Origin of the sequence: Ochrobactrum sp. MYb379 (assembly GCF_037479515.1) — a bacterium.
In the GTDB taxonomy this organism is placed as follows: Bacteria; Pseudomonadota; Alphaproteobacteria; order Rhizobiales; family Rhizobiaceae; genus Brucella.
The window spans coordinates 241,588-262,249 of sequence record NZ_JBBGYW010000004.1; the positions used below are offsets into that span (position 1 = coordinate 241,588).

Here is a 20,662-nt window from a genome sequence, read left to right on the forward strand (position 1 = left end):
CTATATGATCGGTAAATAACATGCTGTTTTTGCAGGTTAGAAAACATGCTTCCTCAACGGGCGTTTCGAAGCACTTTCAGCGTAAACGCGTCCAAATTTAAGCCGTGCTCCCTTCAGAATAAACGTTAGCAACCCACGAAGCTATCCTCTACTTGCTCTGCAACAAAGAACACGGCGCATAGATCACTATTCATCAGCGTAAACGGCTGCCTTCCCCAGAAAGGCGACCAGCTAGGTTGAAGTGAATATGTTGACTACGGACTCCAAAGTTTTCGATTATGTGATCCGACAATCTCAGAGCGTCGGGGAGTTGGCTTGCAGAACGTTCTTCAATCGCTCTTTAAATTTTCTTTGTGCAGTTTTGATTGCGCTGACCGCGCTAAGTATTTTTACGTCTCCTTCAAATTCTGCCGACCTGCAAAAATATATTCCCGCTTTGGACGTCACGCAGGTCTTCCCCGGCGCAAACAATGTTGGCCAACCTGTTGGTGAACCACCGATTGCGCCTGTGACGAAGGGCGGGGAACTGCTCGGCTATGTATATCTCAATTCCGATTTCACCAGTTCGATCGGATATTCCGGTAAGCCGATCCGCATCCTTGTTGGAATAGATACCAAAGGTGTCATTCGCGGCATCAAACTGGTGGACCACAAAGAGCCAATAGTCCTCATTGGCATTCCTGAAGCCAAGGTTGTCGCAGCACTTAATTCCCTTGTGAATAGCGATCTGGCTGCGGTCTCAGCAGGTCAGGCGAAACCGCCACAGGTCGAGATTGTCAGCGGTGCAACCGTCACGGTTCTTGTGATGGGTGATAGTATTGTGCGCTCGGCAGTGGGTCTTATTCGCAGCGGTCGTTTGGGAAATACACCTGTGTTTGCCGCAAGCGTTGATGCTCCGCGCGCGATTAATATGGAACTGCGCGAGCCGCAGGATTGGCAGACGCTTATCGGTGATGGATCAGTTCGCAGCCTTAAACTCAATGTTGGCGAGGTCAGCCAAGCCTTTCGCGACGCTCAGCATGAACAGGCTGCAAACAACGCAGAGACTTCCAACCCCGAAGATAACTTTATCGAACTTTATGCCGCTCCTGTTTCCGTGCCCGGCATTGGGATTAGTCTGCTTGGTAAAGACGGTTATGAACGGCTGGAAAAACAGCTTAAACCCGGTGAACAGGCAATCCTGGTTGCCGGTGACGGCGCTTATTCCTTTAAGGGATCAGGCTATGTACGCGGCGGGATTTTTGATCGCATCGAGCTTTTGCAGGACGGACAGGGCGTTCGCTTTCGCGATAAAAATCATACGCGCCTCGGTGACATTGAGGCCGATGGCGCGCCGCAATTGCGCGAAATTGCGCTCTTCCGCGTGCCAGCTGGTTTCGCCTTCGATGTAACAAAGCCATGGGATTTGCAGCTTCTCGTGCAGCGTGGATTTGGTGCGCGTGACAAGGCTAATCTGAGCTATGATTTGGGCTATAGCCTGCCAGAACGCCATCTGCTCGCAAAGCAGGTTCCCTCACCCGTGCAGCCAGAATCTGCTTCCGAGGCACCACGTCAACCGCAGCCGGTGGGAGAAGCAACGGCATCCGACATTTTCGGCGACAATAACCCGCTTTGGGTAAAAATGTGGGAGATGAACCGCGTCAATGTAGTGATTGCGGGGCTCGCAATCTTTATTCTCGTCGGCATTTTCTTTTTCCAGAATTCTCTTGTCGCGCGTCCGCGCATTTTTGTCTGGGTCAGACGCAGCTATCTGCTTTTCATTCTGCTCTGGCTTGGATTTTACAACAATGCGCAATTGTCGGTGGTCAATGTTCTGACCTTTACCAATTCGCTGATTACCGGCTTTAACTGGGAATTTTTCCTCACGTCGCCGTTGATCTTCATTCTGTGGGCATCAGTGGCTGCGGGACTGTTATTCTGGGGCCGCGGACCATTTTGTGGCTGGCTCTGCCCGTTCGGTGCCTTGCAGGAGCTCAGTAACAATGTCGCGCAATGGCTAAAAATACCACAGGTCAAACTGCCATGGGGACTGCATGAGCGCCTATGGCCCGTCAAATACATCATATTTCTGGGGCTGTTTGGACTGTCACTCTACTCGGTGGCACTGGCAGAGGTATTCGCTGAAGTTGAGCCGTTCAAAACCTCTATCATTCTCAAGTTCTCACGCGAATGGCCGTTTGTGATCTATGCACTAACGCTGCTTTCAGCTGGCCTTTTCATTGAACGCTTTTACTGCCGCTACATGTGCCCACTCGGGGCTGCCCTTGCGATCCCCGGACGCATCCGCATGTTTGAATGGCTCAAACGCTGGCCCGAATGCGGCTCACCCTGCCAGCGCTGTGCCAAGGAATGCCCGGTCGAAGCCATTCATCCCGAAGGCAAAATTAATGTGAATGAGTGCATCTACTGCATGCATTGTCAGGAGCTTTATCAGGACGACCAGCGCTGCCCACATATGATTCAGGTGCGCGTGAAACGGGAAAAATTCGCAGCACGCAATGCACCGCTGTCTGCAGCTTCTGAACGCGGCGGCGGTCCTGCCAAGCCCGTGATTTCCATCAAAGGTCAACCGTTGGATGCCCAAATGGGCTCCGGTTCGCCAACGTAATTTCTTAAGGAGAGAAATATGACTGAAGAAATCTCAAAATCCCGTTTCAACAGGCGGCAATTGCTGGGTACATCAGCATTCGTAGCAGCCGCAGGCGCGAGTGGCATCGGTGGTGCTCTTCTTGCCGGAACAAGCACACAAGCACTTGCAGCTGGCAGCGGACACGCAGGCCGCGTTGAGGTCAAGCCCGGTGAGCTTGACGAATATTACGTCTTCTTCTCCAGCGGCCAGACGGGCGAAGTGCGTATCGTCGGGCTGCCTTCGATGCGCGAACTGATGCGTATCCCGGTCTTCAATCGTGACAGTGCGACGGGCTGGGGACAGACCAATGAAAGTCTGAAGATCATCCGTGACGGTATGTTGCCGGAAGACCGCGAATTCATGAAGGACCGCGGCGGCGTGTTCCAGAATGGCGATTTGCATCACCCGCATCTGTCCTTCACTGATGGCACTTATGATGGCCGTTATCTCTATGCCAATGACAAAGCCAACACGCGCGTCTGTCGCATTCGTCTGGATGTGATGAAATGCGATAAGATTATCCAGTTGCCAAACCAGCATACGGTTCATGGCTTGCGTGTGCAAAAATACCCGCGCACAGGTTATGTGTTCTGTAACGGTGAAGACCGTGTGCCAATTCCAAACAACGGGACCAATCTCACAGATACCAAACAATATCATGCGATTTTCACCGCCGTTGATGGTGATACGATGAAGGTTGCGTGGCAGGTGATGGTTGACGGCAATCTTGACAATGTCGATTGCGATTATCAGGGCAAATATGCTTTCGCGACCTGCTATAACTCAGAAGAGGGCGTAACGCTTGCCGAGATGATGAGCAGCGAGCAGGATTGGCTTGTTGTCTTTGACTTGAAGCGCATTGAAGACGCTGTCGCAAAGGGCGAATTCAAGGAAATGAATGGCGTGCCCGTTGTGGACGGTCGGCATGGCTCCCGCTTTACCCGTTACATCCCGGTACCAAACAGCCCGCATGGTATCAATACGGCTCCTGACGGCATTCATATTGTCGCCAATGGCAAATTGTCGCCAACCGTTACAGTGTTCGACGTCAGAAAGTTCGATGATCTCTTCAACGACAAAATCGAGCCTCGCGCTGCGGTTGTCGCAGAACCTGAACTTGGCCTTGGGCCATTGCATACCGCATATGATGGCAAGGGCAATGCCTATACAACGCTGTTCATCGACAGCCAGATCTGCAAGTGGAACATCGAAGATGCAAAGCGCGCCTTTGCAGGCGAGAAGGTCGATCCGATCCGCCAGAAGCTCGATGTTCATTATCAGCCCGGCCACAACCACACATCAATGGGACAGACGAAGGATGCCGATGGCCAATGGCTGATTTCGCTCAATAAATTCTCGAAAGATCGCTATCTCAATGTCGGCCCACTCAAACCCGAAAACGATCAGCTGATCGATATTTCCGGTGAAACCATGGAGATTGTCCATGATGGTCCAAGCTTCGCAGAACCGCATGATGCGACGATTGTTCATCGCTCCAAGATCAACCCAGTCAATCTCTGGAGCCGAGAGGATCCATTTTTTGCCGATGCGGTTAAACAGGCGGAGGCCGATGGCGTCGATCTGATGATCGATTCCGAAGTCATCCGTGATGGCAACAAGGTTCGTGTTTACATGACCTCTGCCGCTCCTGCTTTCGGGCTGGAGGAATTCACCGTCCAGCAGGGCGATGAAGTCACCGTCTACATCACCAATATCGATGAAATCGACGATCTCACACACGGCTTTTCCATCATCAATTACGGCATCAACATGGAAGTGGCACCACAGGCCACCGCCTCCGTTACCTTCGTGGCCAATAAGCCGGGTGTCTGGTGGTACTACTGCTCGTGGTTCTGCCATGCCATGCACATGGAAATGAAGGGCCGTATGCTCGTCGAACCGAAGAAGAGCTAAACACCATGACGATCCCCCGTTTGCCGCTTTCTTTATGTATGACAACCATCCTGTCACTTGGGTTTTGTTCTACCGTCATGGCGGCAAAAGTCGATGTGGCCGCAGGAGAAAGTGTGCAGGCGGCCATCAATAAGGCTGAGCCGGGCGATGTCGTCCGGCTTGGCAAAGGCACCCACAAAGGTGCTGTCGTGATCGATCAGCATATCGAGCTAATCGGCGAGCCGGGTGCTGTCATAGACGGACAAGGCACAGGAAATGCGATCCTTGTGAATGCGCCGGATGTTGTTGTGCGCGGCATTGAGGTGCGCGGTTCGGGCCGCAATATGTCAGAGCTGAATTCCGGCATTTTCGTTGCCCGTACTGCAACGGGCGCGCGTGTTGAAAACAATCGTCTGATCGACAATCTTTACGGCATATATCTGCATGGAGCCGCCAACTCCATCGCTCAGGATAATGAAGTCATCGGGCAACGCGGCGTGCGCATGAGTCAGACCGGAAGCGGAATTTCCATCTGGAATGCACCGGGCGCAAAGGTTATCGGAAATACAATCCGTTATGGCCGCGACGGTATTTACACCAATGCCAGCAAGAACAATGTCTTCCAGAATAACCTCATGGAAAACGTGCGCTTTGCCGTGCATTACATGTATACCGACCGCAGCGAAGTCATCGGCAACATCTCGCGCAATAATTCGGTTGGCTTTGCCATCATGTACACCAATCGCCTGAAGGTGATGAACAACATCTCTGACGGTGATCGTGATCATGGGTTGTTGCTCAACTATGCCAATAGTTCGGTGGTTTCCGGTAATCAGGTGATTGGGCGAATGCAGGCTATTGATCGCTGGCTTAATGCCGGCGTGCAGAAAGCCGAGCACGGTCTTCCTAACGAAGACCAGCAAGTGGCGCGAGCAGGCGAAACCATGCGCCTTGGACCGGAAAAATGTGTCTTCATCTATAACGCAAACAAAAACAAATTCACCGATAACAGTTTTGAAAATTGCAGCATCGGCATTCACTTCACTGCCGGTTCTGAAGGCAATACCATGACTGGTAATGCTTTCATCAACAATCGCAATCAGGTTAAATATGTCGGCACACGCAATCTCGACTGGTCACATGAAGGGCGTGGCAATTATTGGAGCGACAATCCCGCATTTGATCTCAATGGCGATGGCGTTGCCGATAATCCCTACCGCCCTAATGATCTGATCGATCGGGTATTGTGGACCTCACCACAAGCCAAGATTCTGATCAATAGCCCTGCTGTGCAAACTATTCGCTGGGCACAAACACAGTTTCCTGCGCTCCTTCCGGGCGGTGTTGTGGATAACCATCCCCTTATGAAGCCACCCTTTATCGAAGCCAATAGTGACGGAAGGAAACCACAATGACAGAGACCGTCATTCTTGATCGTGTCACGAAAACCTATGGCAATTTCGACGCCATAAGAAATGCGAGTTTCCAGCTCAATGCGGGCGAGACTATCGCCCTGGTTGGCCATAACGGCGCTGGCAAAACCACAATGATCAAACTGATGCTTGGTCTTATTCGCCCCACAAAAGGCAGCATCCGGGTTTTGGGTGACGATCCCGCAGCCGGAGCTTTTGCCGCTCGCCTGAAGCTTGGCTATCTCCCCGAACATGTCTCCTTCAATATGGCGCTGACGGGCACCGAGACACTCAAATTTTATGCAAGGCTCAAAAATGTATCAGGAAGCCAGATTTCCGGATTGCTTGAACGCGTAGGTCTGGCGGATGCATCCAAACGACGGGTGGGGACTTACTCCAAGGGGATGCGTCAGCGACTGGGACTGGCTCAAGCGCTTTTAGGCCAGCCATCGGTGCTGCTGCTGGATGAACCAACAACCGGACTAGACCCCGCATTGCGCCAGAGCTTTTACGACATTCTCGAATATTTGCGGCAGGAAGGCACAACGATCCTGATGTCATCGCACGCGCTCACCGAACTCGAAAGCAAAGTCGGGCGTGTGATCATTGCCAATAAGGGCAATATCATCGCCGATGGATCGATCGAAGCATTGCGCAGGATCTCGCAGCTCCCTCTGCGTATCCGGGTGCAGGCAGAGGATACACCACAGCTTCCCGACAGATGCAGACAAATTGAACTCAAGTGGCATCAACTCAATACAGGGCTTTTTGAAGCCGAAGCACCTGCAGAAGGCAAGATGGAGCTTGTCCGACATATTATCGCAAACAATAACGATCTGACAGAACTCGATGTGGTCCCGCCCACACTTGATGAGCTTTATGCGCATTTTCTGAATGCAGGTGATGCGTCGGCAAAGGAGGCGGCAGAATGAACAACATCGCCATCATCGCATTCAAGGAAATACAGGAAGGGCTTCGCAATCGCTGGGTATTGGCGACCACGCTTCTTTTGGCAGCTTTGGCACTCAGCATGACATTTCTGGGCAGCGCCCCAACAGGAAGCTCCGTTGGTGCGAGCCAGATGGATGTGGTTATTGTCAGCCTATCCAGTCTGACGATTTTTCTCATTCCGCTTATTGCACTGCTCATTTCACATGATGCCATTGTCGGTGAGATGGAGCGCGGCACGATGCTGCTTTTGCTGAGCTATCCTTTGAGCCGTGCACAGGTTGTCTTAGGCAAGTTTTTCGGCCAGCTTGCCATTCTCGCCTTTGCGACTTTCTTTGGCTACGGCATTGCTGCACTTGCTTTGTTGGCAAGCGGCTCGGCAGCCAACGCCGAAAGCTGGCTAGCTTTTGCAACCCTCATCGGATCATCAATACTGCTGGGTGCCGTTTTCATCGCTATTGGTTTTCTGGCAAGTACACTTGTACGCGAGCGCAGCACCGCAGCCGGTATTGCCATTGGCGTCTGGCTTTTCTTTGTGCTGATCTACGATGCAGCTTTGCTCGCACTTCTGGTTTTCGATCAGGGAAAGATGATTGGAACGGGCATCCTCAACACGCTTCTCGGAATTAATCCGGCTGACTCTTATCGTCTGCTGAATTTTGGTTCAGGTCAGGCCGGTGCACTGACAGGCATGGGCGGTGTGGCCGGCAATGCAACGCTTGGACCGCTCATTATGACGTTGACACTCGGATTGTGGACCGTGCTGCCACTCGTATTTTCAATGCTGATTTTTTCAAGGAAAGAGCTATGAAAAAGTCTCTGCTTCTGATCCCCGCCGCATTTTTCATAGTCCTTGCGGGTTGCTCGCAAGAGAAAACGGCAGAAATTATACCACCGTTCGCCCTAACGGATTCAGCCATGGGCCGCTATTGTGGCATGAATGTTCTTGAGCATCCCGGGCCAAAAGGTCAGGTCATTCTTTCACCAGCCAACGAGCCAGTGTGGTTTTCGTCCGCGCGTGACACAATTGCCTTCACCATGCTGCCGGAAGAACCCAAAAGCATCGGCGCGATTTATGTTTCCGACATGGCCAAAGCTCCAAACTGGGAAGAACCCGGCGCGGAAAACTGGGTGAATGCGCGTGAAGCTTTCTATGTCATTGAAAGTAAAGCCGTGGGCGGCATGGGCGCACACGAAGCGGTTCCATTTTCGACACAGGAGGCTGCGGATAAATTCGTCGCAGAACAAGGTGGTCGGATCGTCCGCTTCGCTGAAATGCCTCAAGCCTATGTGCTGGGCGATCAGACGGCTCTCAATAAAGACGCTGATACAACTCATGCGCATTGAAGGGAGTTGGCCATGACTATTACGCGTCGTCATCTGCTCGTCGGTGGGATTGCTGTCACGGCGCTCAGCGCTCTTCCGTGTTTGGCTCTAGCTTCTACTTCGATGACCCCAGTGACATGGCAGGGGCAGGCATTGGGTGCACCTGCAAAAATCATGGTCTATCATCCAGACCGCAATACGGCAGAACGGTTGGTTCGCGCCAGCGCTTACGAGGCTGCGCGCCTTGAGGATATTTTCAGTCTCTATCGACCAGACAGTGAGCTTTCACGTCTTAATCGCGCTGGTGCGCTGGCATCGCCTTCGCCAGAACTCATCGAGCTTCTCAAAATTTGCCATGAGTGTTGGCAACAAAGTGGAGGGCTTTTTGATCCAACAGTTCAACCGCTTTGGAATTGCCTGAAGAAACATTTCTCGCAACCTGATCCCGAACCCGGCGGGCCATCGCGTGGAGATTGGGATAATGCACTGACGAAAGTTGGTTTTGATCATGTTCGGTTCGACAACAACCGGATCGCCTTTACCAAATCATCGATGGCATTAACGCTCAACGGAATTGCGCAGGGCTATATCACCGACCGTATTACAACTTTGCTCAAGGCAGGTGGTGTCGAACATGCTCTTGTGGATATGGGAGAATATCGCGTCATTGGTCATCAACCTGACGGAAAGCCTTGGCAAATTGGTATTTCGCAGCTCGAAGCGGGATCAAAAATAGAAGCCTCCGTCGATATTGCCGATCAGGGGCTTGCGACGTCGAGCTTTTCGGGTTTCCAGTTTGACGATACTGGAAAGTTCAACCATCTTCTCAATCCAAAAACAGGCTATTCAGCCTCGCTCTATCAATATTTAACAGTTGTGAGCAATGACGCGGCGCGAGCGGATGCCTGGGCGACAGCATTCAACCTCATGAACGAGCAGGACATTAAGACCACGCTTTTTAATCAACCTGATATGTGGGTTTTCGCCCGACGACAAAATGGCGAATATTTTACATTGAATGCACCAAGTAATTCTTCGGTAACATTTCTATAATTCGTCAGTTAAACATCTGTCTTTCTTGACCAACCAGCTTAAGCCCGCCAGAGCGTTCTCAGCGTAGATTAAATCGCTGGAGATGCTCTGGTTTGCCGTCTTACGCACATCTTGCTCCAAAAGCCTATGCTACATTCGCGGATTTGAAACAAACACGGTTATTCGAAGACATTCTAAAACTTCACGCGTGCGCTTATGTCGATGCTCCGGCCCACTCCGGGGAGCTCGCCAAATGTCGGGCGGTATTCCTTGTTGAAAATATTGTTGACATTCACAGCGAATGTAAGCCGCTCGTTTTCACCAAAGCTGCCGCCGAAAGCAAAATTAAATGTCGCCCATGATGGAAGATTTTCAGTCACGAGTCCGCTCGTATCCAGATAAGTCTGCTTGTTAGACGTAGCGCCACGCATATAAAGATCAGTCCAGAACGGATGCTTCTGCACTTCTCCCTCATAACGTACGCCTAAGCGACCGGAGAGCGGTGGGGTGTCGCTGTTGTAAGTCGAAAACGTTGCGTATTCCAGTTCACGCCGCATCCAGCTTCCGCCGAAATAAGGCGTAAATCCAGTGGCTGCCAGTTCGTATGATGCAAGAAACTCAAGACCATATGACGAAGCCCGGTCAGCATTGATGTATACAGACGATGTTCCGGTGTTCAGGCAATAATCTGTAACGGTGAGACAGGGCGTCGTGGTGATGTAATCCTTCGACTTTGTATAGAAAGCCCCCAAATCAAATGTCAGACCGCGGTTTTCGTAACGCGCCCCGATCTCGAAATTACGCGCGGTCTCCGATTCAAGTTCAGGATTGCCAAAGATTGTACCCTGACCGCCAGCCGTCGTTGAGCTGAATAATTGCAGCAATGTAGGCGTAATGTAACCTTCAGAATAGCTGGCGCGCACCGTGACGGGGTCTAGTCCGGCCCAGGTCACACCGAAGGACGACAACAATCGCGTGTCATTCTGGGGCTTAAATTCCGCCCGTATCATATCTGAGCTGTCATCAAGTGCAGTACGGATATGACTGAGACGTAATCCCGAAATAAACTTCAGATCTTCTGTCACATCCCATGCGTCTTGTGCATAGGCAGAGAACGTATCGATATGCGCCTTATCCCGCGACGCTGAATTCGTTGCGATAGGAAATGGTCCAAATCCGGTCATGACAGTGGCGGAGGTCTTATCCGTCACAAGATTGTCTGAAAGATACTGCAAACCAAAAATAGTCTGATGATCTGTCCAGAGATCAAGATCGATTTGGGCATTCATGCCGTAATCAATAATACGATCATCAGATGTTGACGTCACATCAACTGTGCGCCGCGGCATTGGAGAAACTGTCACCTCATTTCTGAACAGCCGATCAATGGTCTGATAATAAGCATCGACGTGAATCTTGCGGATCGTATCGCTGATGTCCTCGCCATCGTAATAAATGCCGACTTTGCGAAGATCACGCTTTGGCAAATCAATCTTGAAGCGCTGGATGGGCGCCGCGAAAATACCTGTCCAGCCCTCACTTTCAAGGCGATGCTGCTCCAGTTTAAGCGCTAAGTAATGATTGTCACTCTCACCAAACCGATAGCCAAGGTGGGCATAAAGATCACGATTATTATAAGACGTATCGTCAAGTGTTCCGGTCGATGAGTAAATGCCTTCCGGGACAATGCGATTTCCGTGCTTATCGGTAGATGCAGACAGCCGGTAATCAAATCCACTCTTGCTTCCAGATATAGCAGCCCAGCTTTGCCAGCCTTTGCTGCCAGAAAAATAGCTGCCACCGGCTTCAAACTGGATGGGCTTGTCTGCTCCCTTTTTGGTTGTGATATTCACCACACCGCCGATTGCTTTCGCGCCATAAAGAACCGAAGACGGCCCTTTGACGACCTCGATACGCTCAATCGTGTATGGATCGACCAGAATAGGCGTTCCGTAAGTGCTGTGGTCGGTAATTTCCTGCCCATCGACAAGAATTGTCACGCGGCGTGAGCTCTCGCCACGAATACGCAAACGCTTCATGCCCGCAACGGATTCATCGCTGACCTCAACGCTTGGTATATCGCGCAGAAGTTCTGCAACACTGTCAGTCGGATGTCGTTCAATTTCTTTTTCATCAATGACCGCGACAGAGCGTGGATTATCCTTGATTGCAAGTTCGGTTCGCGTGCCAACCAAAGTGATTGTATCAAGCCATGTCATCGGCGCAGTTTCCTGCGCACGTACTTGTACCGATCCGACGCCTACAAATGACGCAGAAACCAGCAAGGCTGCTACAAATTTGCAATGCGTTAACGCCGTTGGTTTCAGACCCGTCCCACCGGAAATCTGTGTCATATACCCTCTCCGTTTATAGCAGTACGCGGATAGATTTCACCCGCCTAGAACAATCAAATCTTGTGTTGATGTGGTGCAATACTTCTTCTGTCCGGCAGTTGCCCTGGGCAAAAGTTCAAGAGACGTCTGGCAATCTGCAGCACTCTTATGCTTCCTGATAAGGGCGTGATCGCCATCGATATTCACCAGAAAACTGTAGCGTGGCGCGTCTTGCGGCATCGAATGATCAAAATCATCAAACTGCGCAGAACTATCGAAGCAGCCAGCCTCTTCAAGCTTTATTTCTCCGCTTTCCAGCACAGGACGAATGCGTGCCAGTCTTTCATTACACTCGGCACGCGTGTCGACATTGACGAAGGTTGAAGAAATCTCGCCCCCCAGAAAGCAGGGTCAATATAATCATGACAACGCCGGCATCCATTTTGATGGCTCCTGAAGCTTCTGATCTTTTGAAAAAGCCGTCAGTCAGAGCGCTGCTAACGGGAATGGTAAAATGGGATTGCTGCATTGCATTCGCGCCGCATCCACAGCTGCAAATGTGCGACCAGCGGTTGCTGGATCACGCAAAATTCGTAACGCAAGCAATGCGACGTCCTCCCGATGAACAAAACCATGAATCTCAGGATCATCGGACAGAAGTGCCTTATTGGTTGCAGGTTCTGAAACAAGCCCTCCAGGCCGAACAATTGTCCAGATCAGGTTCGACTTTCGCAAATAAGCTTCCGCGTTCGTTTTTGCGTCAACCGCCGCACCGAAGGCCGCGATTGCGCGTTCTGAACGATAAGGAGCCATGTTCCCGCAGCCGATTGACGTTACCAACACAAATCGCCGCGTTATCCCTCCTGCAACTGCCGCGGCAATCACATTGATATTGGCTTCATCATCTGCGCGGCGACCGTCTTCCATGCGCCCACCCAATGTGGAAATCACATCAATTTCTTCGCCGGATTGTGCAAATGCGCGCGCAACATCTTCAATGCTAAAGGCATCGCCACGAATAATTTGCGCGCCGGTTTTTGCCAGTGCCGTTGCGTCTGAAGCTTCTCGCACCAATGCTCTCACTTGGCGATCATTGGCGCGCGCGTGACGCGCTAACTCCAGTCCAACGCCACGGCTTGCACCAAAAATCAGAAGTCTCGACATATCAGGCATTTCCCGCGCCTGAGGCAAAGCGCGTTGCGAGCTGATTGAAGCATTCGACCTGATCCTGCTTCAGTTGACGCTTTTCATCACGGCCAACGTAGATTTTGAAAATTGTCTCGCCATCGGCGTTGAAAAACTGAACAGACAAAGTATCAACACCCATGAAGGGGCGGCGAACGAGAAAAATGGTTTTGCAATTTTCATGGCGAAGGTGACCGGAAAGTCCGCTTGAGCCGCCTTGCAAATTATACATGCCATGGCCGATTTTGCCGTGAGGTACCGGCCCGCAAAACTCCACAATCGCATCTTTAGAATGGCAGATGAATGTGATGTCACCCCAGTCCGCAATATCGCTCATCACGTCGACAAACAGGCTGCCATCAATACGCGTGACCCCACCTGCCGGAACGCACTCGAGAACGGTCTGGATCGGCACATTATATTCGGTAGCTAGGCTCTCCAGAATGCCATCGGGTTTTTCAGCAATATTCTGACGGATACGTTCAACTTTTTCCGCATAGCTCACTGATTGCATATCTGTTCTCCATAATTGCTGTGGTTGGGATCAGGCGGCGTTGCTTGTGGGCAATAACCGGCCTTGAAGAATGTCTTGAAACGCTGAAATAAGATTGGCGTACCAGAAACGTCCGGCAACGCTGAGCTCAATAATATTGTCGTGAGAAGTAAGCAGTCCCGAGCGCTGCCATTGCTGCACAAGCGGAACAAAATCACCATAGGAAAGCCGGTGATCGGCAAGCTGCAACAATTGCGCAAGATCGAGAAAGCCCACTTCAAAACTTGCGGTGATGAAGTTGCGCAGATGCTGATTGCCGTCAGATCTGTTCAACATACCAAGCGGTTTGAAGCCTGAATTCACGCTCTCGGAATAACTGCTAAGATCGCTTTTTAATCCATAACTATACGGCCCGATTGAGCCGCCAGCACCTGAGCCAAAGGCCAGGCAATCTGCGCCTTCCTTAATCAGAATATTGTAGAGATTACGTTCGCGGGTAGTACGCCCCCAATGATTATTGGTCAGTTGGTGCCAGTTTCGGCGCCGGAAAAACTCAACGCCAGTCTGATAGAGAGCACCGATGTCACTCAACCCGGCTGTTGCTGGAAATTTACCCGCAGAAATCGCAGTAAAAAGTGGCGTACCCGGAATGAGATTAAGGCCATAAAGGTCGATGCCATCAGGACAAAGCTCTGCCGCAGTTTCCAAATCGCGCTGCCAGACATCTAGCGTTTGACCAGGCAGACCATAGATCAGATCAATAATCAGCGCTGCGCGATCACGATCCCGGATACCCTCCAGAAATCGAATAGCATCCTCACGACTGGCTTTTCGTCCCTGTCTTCGTCGCACGTCCGTATCAAAGCTTTGAACACCGATTGAAAAGCGGTTGGCTCCCGCCTCAAGACATGCATCAATCTTGTCATCCGTAAAATGGATGATCCGCCCCTCGACTGTGATTTCGCAATCAGGAGCAAGCGGTAGCTCCTCACGGACCGTCGTTAGAAGCCGCGATAACTCATCAGCCGAAAGCGCTGTAGGCGTACCCCCGCCGAGATAAATCGCATGAATAGGGTTATTGCGCAGCGCCAAACGGGAGGCGTCGCGACATATTTCGTCAATGACCAGATCAACATAGCCCGCACCAATTTGTGGAACATACGCATTGCGGTAGAAGCCACAAAACAAACAGTGATTGGCACAAAATGGAACGTGAATATACGCAAGGCGCTTGCTGCGTTCAGACGGCTGAGACAGAATATCAATCCATGCCGATTGCAAATCATCACATTCAAGCTTTGATGTACCGCGAAACGGCATGACTGCGCGGCGTTTCGAAAACGCATCTTTTAAAGGATCAGCACCGTTTTCATTGGCATAAAAGCTTTGAACATCAAACTTGGACGGCATGCAAAACGGGCCCCATACGCAGTCTTTCGTGGGGCAAAGCAGTAAAGCAAATTAAACATGACTTATTTGCTCCAGAACAAATAAGTTGACTATTTGACGCTAGTTTTATGATCCTTCTGGAGTGATGGCTCTATGTATTGCAGCACGTGACATTATCAGATTTAACGCGCTGCACTTATCGGAAGAATTGCCGTTCGTCCTGATGCAGAGTGGATGATTTCACTGTCTATGCGATAAACGTCACGCAGGCTTCTCTCAGTTATAACTGAGTTAAACTTACCTTGTCCTACTATGCTTCCTTTGCCCAGCAACAGCACTGTCTGAGTATGCCGGGCGGCAAGATTGAGATCGTGGATGGCGATGATGACGAGCGCATTGGTTTTTTCAACGTAGCTTTGCAATTGATCGAAGACCCGCATCTGATGGCGAATATCGAGCGCGCTTGTAGCTTCATCCAGCAATAATAAATCGGGCCTTCGAATTAGACGCTGCGCCAGAATAACAAGCTGTTGCTGCCCACCTGAAAGGCTTTGCATAGAACGTTTATAAAGATGTGCGATGCCGAATTCTTCGAGGATATTGATAGACTGATCCAGAAAATCGGACGATATACGAAGCCCAAGGCGTTCATGCATTCCCAACAGTACTGTTTCGATCACCGTTAGATCAGCGCGCACCTGACAGTGTTGCGGCATGAAACCAACAGTCTTCATATCCACCTTCTTTTCCTGCCAGCTAATTTGACCGGTGTAAGCAACCAGTCCCGCGACTGTGTTGATGAATGTCGATTTGCCGGTACCATTGGGCCCCACAAGGCCCACGATTTGCCCCGGGGCAAGCTCACACTCCAGATTGTTTAAGACGGGTGTATTTCCGCGTTTTACACACACGTTTTGCATCTTAAGTGTCATTTAAAGCTTCCCGCCCTTACCACGTCTCAGAATGATACCGAACAGCATTGGCACACCTGCGACTGCTGTAATAATGCCCACTGGAATAACTGCCGCCGGTGAGATCAACTTTCCGAAGACCGACGCTCCAAGAATGATAATGCCACCAGTTAATGCAGAGATCGGCAGGGAGTAACGATGATCTTCTCCAACCATGGTCCTTGCCATGTGTGGCGCAATCAATCCGACAAAGCCAATTGTTCCGACAAAAGAGACAGCTGCAGCCGTCAATAAGGCGACGAGCAGGAAGGTTCGCCGACGAATAGCCTCGATGGGTAAACCAAGACTAAGCGCGTTGGCATCGCCAAGGCGTAATGTTGTTAAGGCCCAACTGTCTCGCATGACGAAGGGAAGGCAGACGGCCAAAATTGCGCCGGTGACATAGACACTTGTCCAGGTCGACTTTAGCAAGCTTCCAAATAGCCAGAAAACGATCTGCTGCAGCACTTCGGGCGAAGCCATGAATTGTAACAAGGATTGTATGGACTGAAAAAAGAACAGAACAGCTATTCCGCCTAAAATCAAAACTTCGGGTGCAGAACTTCTGACTCTTGCGATGAGGTAGATCATACCGCAGGCGCTTAACGTCATGGCAAATGCAGCGATTGGCGTGACGATATAAGCGGGCATAGCCAACATCCCGCCAAACATGATAGCGAGTGCCGCTCCAAAACCTGCTGCAGCTGAGAAGCCAAGCGTAAAAGGGCTCGCAAGTGGATTGCCCAGAATAGTTTGCATTTGCAGACCAGCCAAGCCCAGACAAGCACCAACAAGCACACCCATCAGAGTTTGCGGCATGCGCAGCTGCCAGAGAATAGTCGCAACGGCCTTATCCGCGCCAGATGGTCCGTCACGAAGGCCATTTATGACATCGCTGAACGACATGCCCGATGGTCCGGTTGTCATGTCGAGTATCATGAGCAATGCGAGGATTGATGTGCTGATTAGAACAGCGGCCAATCGCCGACCAGCTACGCGGCGATAATCGCCGCGTATGGTCTGCGCATTAATTTGCACAATGGCCATGGCACTCAGTCCTGATAGCCGCTTACAAACACGCCGTCCGCTTTAACCGGCAACCATTTATCATAATAGTCGCGCAGGTTTTGCGCTGGATCGACATCTTTGAACGCCTCAGGATACAGTTGCTTTGCGATATACTGCGCGTAAACGAAATCAGACAGCGTACGTGCGCCGCCATGATAAATCGCATGGACATTCAGGTTTGCCACAGCAGGTAAATCAGCCCAGCCGGCACGCTTTAAGTAAGCGCCTATGCGCTCATGAAGAACGTCCTCTTTAGCACCAAAGCCGACAGTCACCGCCTGCGGCTTGTTTAACCATTCAGAGCCCGCCAAAAAAATCAGATCAGGTTGTTGTGCAATGACATATTCAGGGCTTAACGGTCCCCAGTTGCCGATCTGACCTTTTGCGATGTTCGTTCCGCCGAGTTCCGTTACGAGTGCGCCCCACATCGTACCACCATAGGAGTTTCCTACGGTGTCGGGGCCGTTTTGTGCCAGTTCGACGTAGACTTTTTTATTGGATTTCGGCTGTTTTTCGATGCGGGAATGAATGTCATCCATAGCATTCTTATATGTATCGGCCAGTTGCCCGGCGCGATCTTCGGTGCCCATCAGTTTGCCAAGCGCCAGGGTAGACGCAACGTGCTTTTCAACTGTCTGACTGTTGTAATCGAGTGTTACAATCGGAATTCCAGCAGCTTCTATCTGCTTTATACCGTCACCGAGCGTATCGTAACTCCACGCCGCCAGAATGAGCAGATCGGGTTTTGCTGCAATGACCTTTTCGATTGAAAATGTGCCGTCTTCTGTGTTGCCGATGTCAGCTATTGTCGAAAGTTTTGGGAGAGCAGCTTCGTAGGCCTTAAACTGATTGGGCCGCCAATCTTTCCAGGTTGAGAGCGAGAGTCCCACCACTTTGTCCAATGCACGACTGCCGGCTATTGCCAGGTAGTCTTCGTAGTAGAAGCCCAGCACCACACGTTCTGGCACTTTAGGAATCGTGACCGTTCGGCCTTTGACATCTGTCGTTTGAATATCGGCCAGCACTGGCATCGACGTGACTGCAAGAAACGCTGCAACACCTGCGGCGAATTTAAGGAGTGAATGTCTCATTACGAGCTTTCAATATATGGAAAGGCTGCACGTTTAGCGCGCGCCAGAGGACTATCATTCCAGGAAACGTCATTCGGAAAGAAATCACGCTTTGGAACGGGGCAAACAGAGTGCCCCGGCTATCGAACCTTTTGCAGAAGGAGAGTGCCGCATTTTGAACGAAAGCGCCGGGGTTTAAACCTGGCCCGACAATGGTGGCGCTCGCGGTAGGGAAATACCAAATAAAATTGGCCCCGGGGAAAATACATTTAAATCAACAAAATAGCGAAGAGGGCTTGATTGAATGCGAGGGGATGCACCGCTGGCCAGAATACGGGCTTCAAGCGATGCCGCAAACATCCCGCAACCAAGATTACAGCAATCTGGAATATGTTTTTGGCTATCTGAAGTGTCATCTGGCGCATGTCCGCCGCCAAAGCAGATTACATTTCCATAATAATCGAGATTATCAGGCGCTGCTTGTGCGGCAGTGACGTAGGAGCCCAAGAAGGCTTGAACAACAACGAAAAAGGCGACGAGAAGGGTCGTCCATTGTTCGTTATGTGTTCGTTTATAGCTGCGCAACGTCAGACATCCAATGAAAGAACTACCCCTCCCTAGCATTTGGGAGGCTTATCGCAAAGCTGAAATCTGTATTCAGCTTTGCGATAGCGAAATTCATAGCAGGTTTCTTTTCGGATAACGTTGTCTGAAATCAAAGAGAGTTATTTTTCTCGCAGAATGCGCGTACTTGCTCTGAATGCGTGCAGAGATTTTATAAGCGCGCCTTTAGTTGTAGCGTGATATTCCTCGGCGCTCCGTAGTAATGATACATCCCAGAGTTACCCAGGCGCTCGTAATATTTTTTATCGAGAATGTTTGAGGCTTTTATCGCAAGATCTAAGTTCGGATTAATTTTATAGTGAAGAGCTGCATCCAGTGTTACATAACCCTCGGCTTTCAATCCGTTGTCGTAATCTTGAAAACGACTGACAGCCGTTAACCCGCTGCCAATCTGCAGATCTTTAAGACGCTCATTTTGGAACTGATGATTGAGCCATATATTGAATTTATGGCGCGGCGAATTACTTGCCACTTTTCCAATTCGGTTCGCATCTTTTGAATCAGTGACTTCATTGAGCATAAAGGTGTAACCGGTAAATAGCTTCCAGGCGTGGTTCAATTTACCCGATACTTCCAGCTCGACACCTTTGCTTTGTGTTTCACCATCCGCTTCATAAATTTGCTCAGCCCATCGTCCAACAATATGAGCCTGGTTTTTTCTTGTGATGTGAAATACGGCGGCGGAAGCGTTCAATCCGCTATCAAAAAGCTCAGTTTTTACGCCAGCTTCATATTGTGTCCCCGTTAACGGAGGTAGCGCGTGTCTGTCTTTATCACGCTGAAACTGAGGTTCGTAAATATCGGAGTAGCTTGCGTATAGCGATGTAGACGGGTTGACGTCATAGACGAGGCCGAGAAGGGGGGTGAAAAATGCGTTCTCCCTGTAATCCTGAACAATTGTTCCGGTGATATCAGATGACATTTGCGCCCAGTTGATGCGCCCACCTGCAATGGCAGCCAATTGAGATGTTATCTTATAGTTGAGCTGTCCATAGATACCGAACTGTCTGTAATCTCTGTCTTGTCTGATGCCTCCATCTGCTTGACCGGGTAACGGCAGGTCATGCTTAGGATTTGATATCTCTACCGGGAAGCCATCATAGCCCCAGCGCTCATCCACCTTCAAATTCGAATGAATGATACTCGCACCTACAACGAACTTGTGTTCTTTATCCTGCAGGTTGAAATCGCCGCTGAGCGAGGTGTCGATGTTATACCCTCGTTCGCGATCCTGATTCACATTTAAACCCAGAACGACATAGGTCTTGCCGTCCGTTGTGTAAGCAGGTCCAACCGTCATGAGATCAAACTCATCAATCTTCTGATCGAAATAGTTCGCCATAATTTTCCCTGTCCAGCCATTATCAAACTGATGGGTAAGGTCTCCGGAATACATGGAATAATCAGTATCAAACCGACCATAAGTCGATCCAAGGAACGTGGAGCGGTCGAGTTTTAGCAGATAACCATCTTCGTGAGATGGAACGCCCCAAAACGGTGTGCGCTTATCTTTTTGATGCACAGCTGACAATCGCACTGTTGTGCTATCTGTTAAGTCGGCCTCGATCGTGCCAAGCAAGGCTAAGCGCTGATGATCCGCGACATCGTAAAAGAAACCTCTGTCAGTAAAAGCACCCGCAATTCTCGCGCGAACAGATCCATCTTTATTCAATGGCCCGCCCATCTCGAGCTCTGTTCGCTTGAATTGATTGCTTCCGTAAGCAATCGATCCGCTTGTTGAAAAAGAACTATTTGGGCGTTTGAGCTGACGATTGACAACTCCGCCTGGTTGACCCGCCCCCTCCAGCAGACCTGCTGGGCCGCGCATGATCTCAATGCTATCCAATAAGAACGCATCTAAGACAGGGGTAAAATTGCTATCCTCGCTTTGCATCCGGAGGCCGTCAACATTGCTAAGTGTTGCAAAGCCGCGTGAACTGATACCGGATGCGTAAGGCGCACCCTCTACGTACATACCACTCATCCGAGAGATGGCTTCCATATCGTCGTAGATCAGTTCGTCCTCCAAATGTTGGCGGGTAATAGTGCTCACAGAGAGGGGAATTTCTTTAACTGCCATCGGCAGTCGGCTTGCGACGCTCGAACTGCTTGCTGAGTACGAGTTGTTGTCACCACTAACTACGGTGATTGTGTCGAGCGTGATTTCAGGTTGGGAACTGCTATCTTCGGCAAATCCAACGATCGTCATCCCTAATGTGAAAGACAACGTTGACATCAATGATGATGGACCAGCTATTTTGATTAATCGGCGAAAACCCGATTTGATTCTGGATGACGTCTGCATATGTA

At 50.5% G+C, this 20,662-nt stretch carries 17 protein-coding genes; 8 read left to right on the top strand and 9 right to left on the bottom strand.

The genetic code is table 11. The features are described from left to right. Window positions 1-247 precede the first annotated feature (247 nt). From WH356_RS11110 to WH356_RS11140, 7 genes are read left to right on the top strand one after another with little or no spacing between them, the layout of a single operon-like run. Window positions 248-2,608 carry a regulatory protein NosR gene (locus WH356_RS11110; RefSeq protein ID WP_339510729.1) on the top strand — a complete coding sequence of 787 codons (2,361 nt, stop codon included), beginning with the start codon at window positions 248-250 and terminating at the stop codon, window positions 2,606-2,608. A gap of 18 nt (window positions 2,609-2,626) precedes the next feature. Further along, a complete protein-coding gene (nosZ, locus tag WH356_RS11115) occupies window positions 2,627-4,543 on the top strand; it encodes a TAT-dependent nitrous-oxide reductase (RefSeq protein ID WP_339510730.1) in 1,917 nt (638 codons plus the stop codon). A 5-nt stretch (window positions 4,544-4,548) separates the two neighbouring features. Continuing rightward, entirely contained in the window at window positions 4,549-5,937 is a 1,389-nt protein-coding gene (locus WH356_RS11120) for a nitrous oxide reductase family maturation protein NosD (protein WP_445253660.1), read from the top strand. After that, on the top strand, window positions 5,934-6,866 hold the full coding sequence (locus tag WH356_RS11125) for an ABC transporter ATP-binding protein (RefSeq protein WP_339510732.1): 933 nt from the start codon (window positions 5,934-5,936) through the stop codon (window positions 6,864-6,866). The genes WH356_RS11120 and WH356_RS11125 overlap by 4 nt, the downstream gene beginning before the upstream one ends. Beyond that, on the top strand, window positions 6,863-7,693 hold the full coding sequence (locus WH356_RS11130) for an ABC transporter permease subunit (protein ID WP_339510734.1): 831 nt from the start codon (window positions 6,863-6,865) through the stop codon (window positions 7,691-7,693). Before WH356_RS11125 ends, WH356_RS11130 begins: the two co-directional genes overlap by 4 nt. Further along, a complete protein-coding gene (locus tag WH356_RS11135) occupies window positions 7,690-8,229 on the top strand; it encodes a nitrous oxide reductase accessory protein NosL (RefSeq protein ID WP_339510736.1) in 540 nt (179 codons plus the stop codon). Before WH356_RS11130 ends, WH356_RS11135 begins: the two co-directional genes overlap by 4 nt. 12 nt (window positions 8,230-8,241) lie before the next feature. Further along, window positions 8,242-9,261 carry an FAD:protein FMN transferase gene (locus WH356_RS11140; RefSeq protein ID WP_339510738.1) on the top strand — a complete coding sequence of 340 codons (1,020 nt, stop codon included), beginning with the start codon at window positions 8,242-8,244 and terminating at the stop codon, window positions 9,259-9,261. A gap of 173 nt (window positions 9,262-9,434) precedes the next feature. Here the strand turns inward: WH356_RS11140 and WH356_RS11145 are convergent, their stop codons facing one another. Then, complete coding sequence (locus WH356_RS11145; protein ID WP_339510740.1) at window positions 9,435-11,594, bottom strand: TonB-dependent receptor plug domain-containing protein; 2,160 nt, start codon at window positions 11,592-11,594, stop codon at window positions 9,435-9,437. 147 nt (window positions 11,595-11,741) lie between these two features. Between WH356_RS11145 and WH356_RS11150 the strand changes: the two genes are divergently transcribed. Then, the gene (locus WH356_RS11150; protein WP_339510742.1) at window positions 11,742-11,957 is read left to right on the top strand and encodes a hypothetical protein; all 216 of its coding nucleotides are present in this window, start codon (window positions 11,742-11,744) and stop codon (window positions 11,955-11,957) included. Window positions 11,958-12,059: 102 nt separating this feature from the next. Here WH356_RS11150 and WH356_RS11155 read toward each other — a convergent pair whose 3' ends face one another. The 8 genes from WH356_RS11155 to WH356_RS11190 all read right to left on the bottom strand — a co-directional run bounded on the left by WH356_RS11155 (window position 12,060) and on the right by WH356_RS11190 (window position 20,657). Further along, window positions 12,060-12,737, bottom strand: a complete 678-nt coding sequence (locus WH356_RS11155) for an SDR family oxidoreductase (RefSeq protein ID WP_339510744.1) — start codon at window positions 12,735-12,737, stop codon at window positions 12,060-12,062. Window position 12,738: 1 nt separating this feature from the next. Then, on the bottom strand, window positions 12,739-13,272 hold the full coding sequence (hutX, locus tag WH356_RS11160) for a heme utilization cystosolic carrier protein HutX (RefSeq protein WP_339510746.1): 534 nt from the start codon (window positions 13,270-13,272) through the stop codon (window positions 12,739-12,741). A gap of 30 nt (window positions 13,273-13,302) precedes the next feature. Further along, on the bottom strand, window positions 13,303-14,661 hold the full coding sequence (gene hutW / locus WH356_RS11165) for a heme anaerobic degradation radical SAM methyltransferase ChuW/HutW (protein ID WP_339510748.1): 1,359 nt from the start codon (window positions 14,659-14,661) through the stop codon (window positions 13,303-13,305). 161 nt (window positions 14,662-14,822) lie between these two features. Next, on the bottom strand, window positions 14,823-15,572 hold the full coding sequence (locus WH356_RS11170) for an ABC transporter ATP-binding protein (protein ID WP_339510750.1): 750 nt from the start codon (window positions 15,570-15,572) through the stop codon (window positions 14,823-14,825). Beyond that, window positions 15,573-16,637 carry a FecCD family ABC transporter permease gene (locus WH356_RS11175; RefSeq protein WP_339510752.1) on the bottom strand — a complete coding sequence of 355 codons (1,065 nt, stop codon included), beginning with the start codon at window positions 16,635-16,637 and terminating at the stop codon, window positions 15,573-15,575. A 5-nt stretch (window positions 16,638-16,642) separates the two neighbouring features. Further along, window positions 16,643-17,749 (bottom strand): ABC transporter substrate-binding protein, encoded by a 1,107-nt coding sequence (locus tag WH356_RS11180; protein ID WP_339510754.1) that lies wholly within the window; start codon window positions 17,747-17,749, stop codon window positions 16,643-16,645. A 174-nt stretch (window positions 17,750-17,923) separates the two neighbouring features. Then, the gene (locus WH356_RS11185; RefSeq protein WP_310016251.1) at window positions 17,924-18,313 is read right to left on the bottom strand and encodes a DUF2946 family protein; all 390 of its coding nucleotides are present in this window, start codon (window positions 18,311-18,313) and stop codon (window positions 17,924-17,926) included. 190 nt (window positions 18,314-18,503) lie between these two features. Continuing rightward, window positions 18,504-20,657 carry a TonB-dependent siderophore receptor gene (locus WH356_RS11190; RefSeq protein WP_339510758.1) on the bottom strand — a complete coding sequence of 718 codons (2,154 nt, stop codon included), beginning with the start codon at window positions 20,655-20,657 and terminating at the stop codon, window positions 18,504-18,506. Window positions 20,658-20,662: the final 5 nt, after the last annotated feature.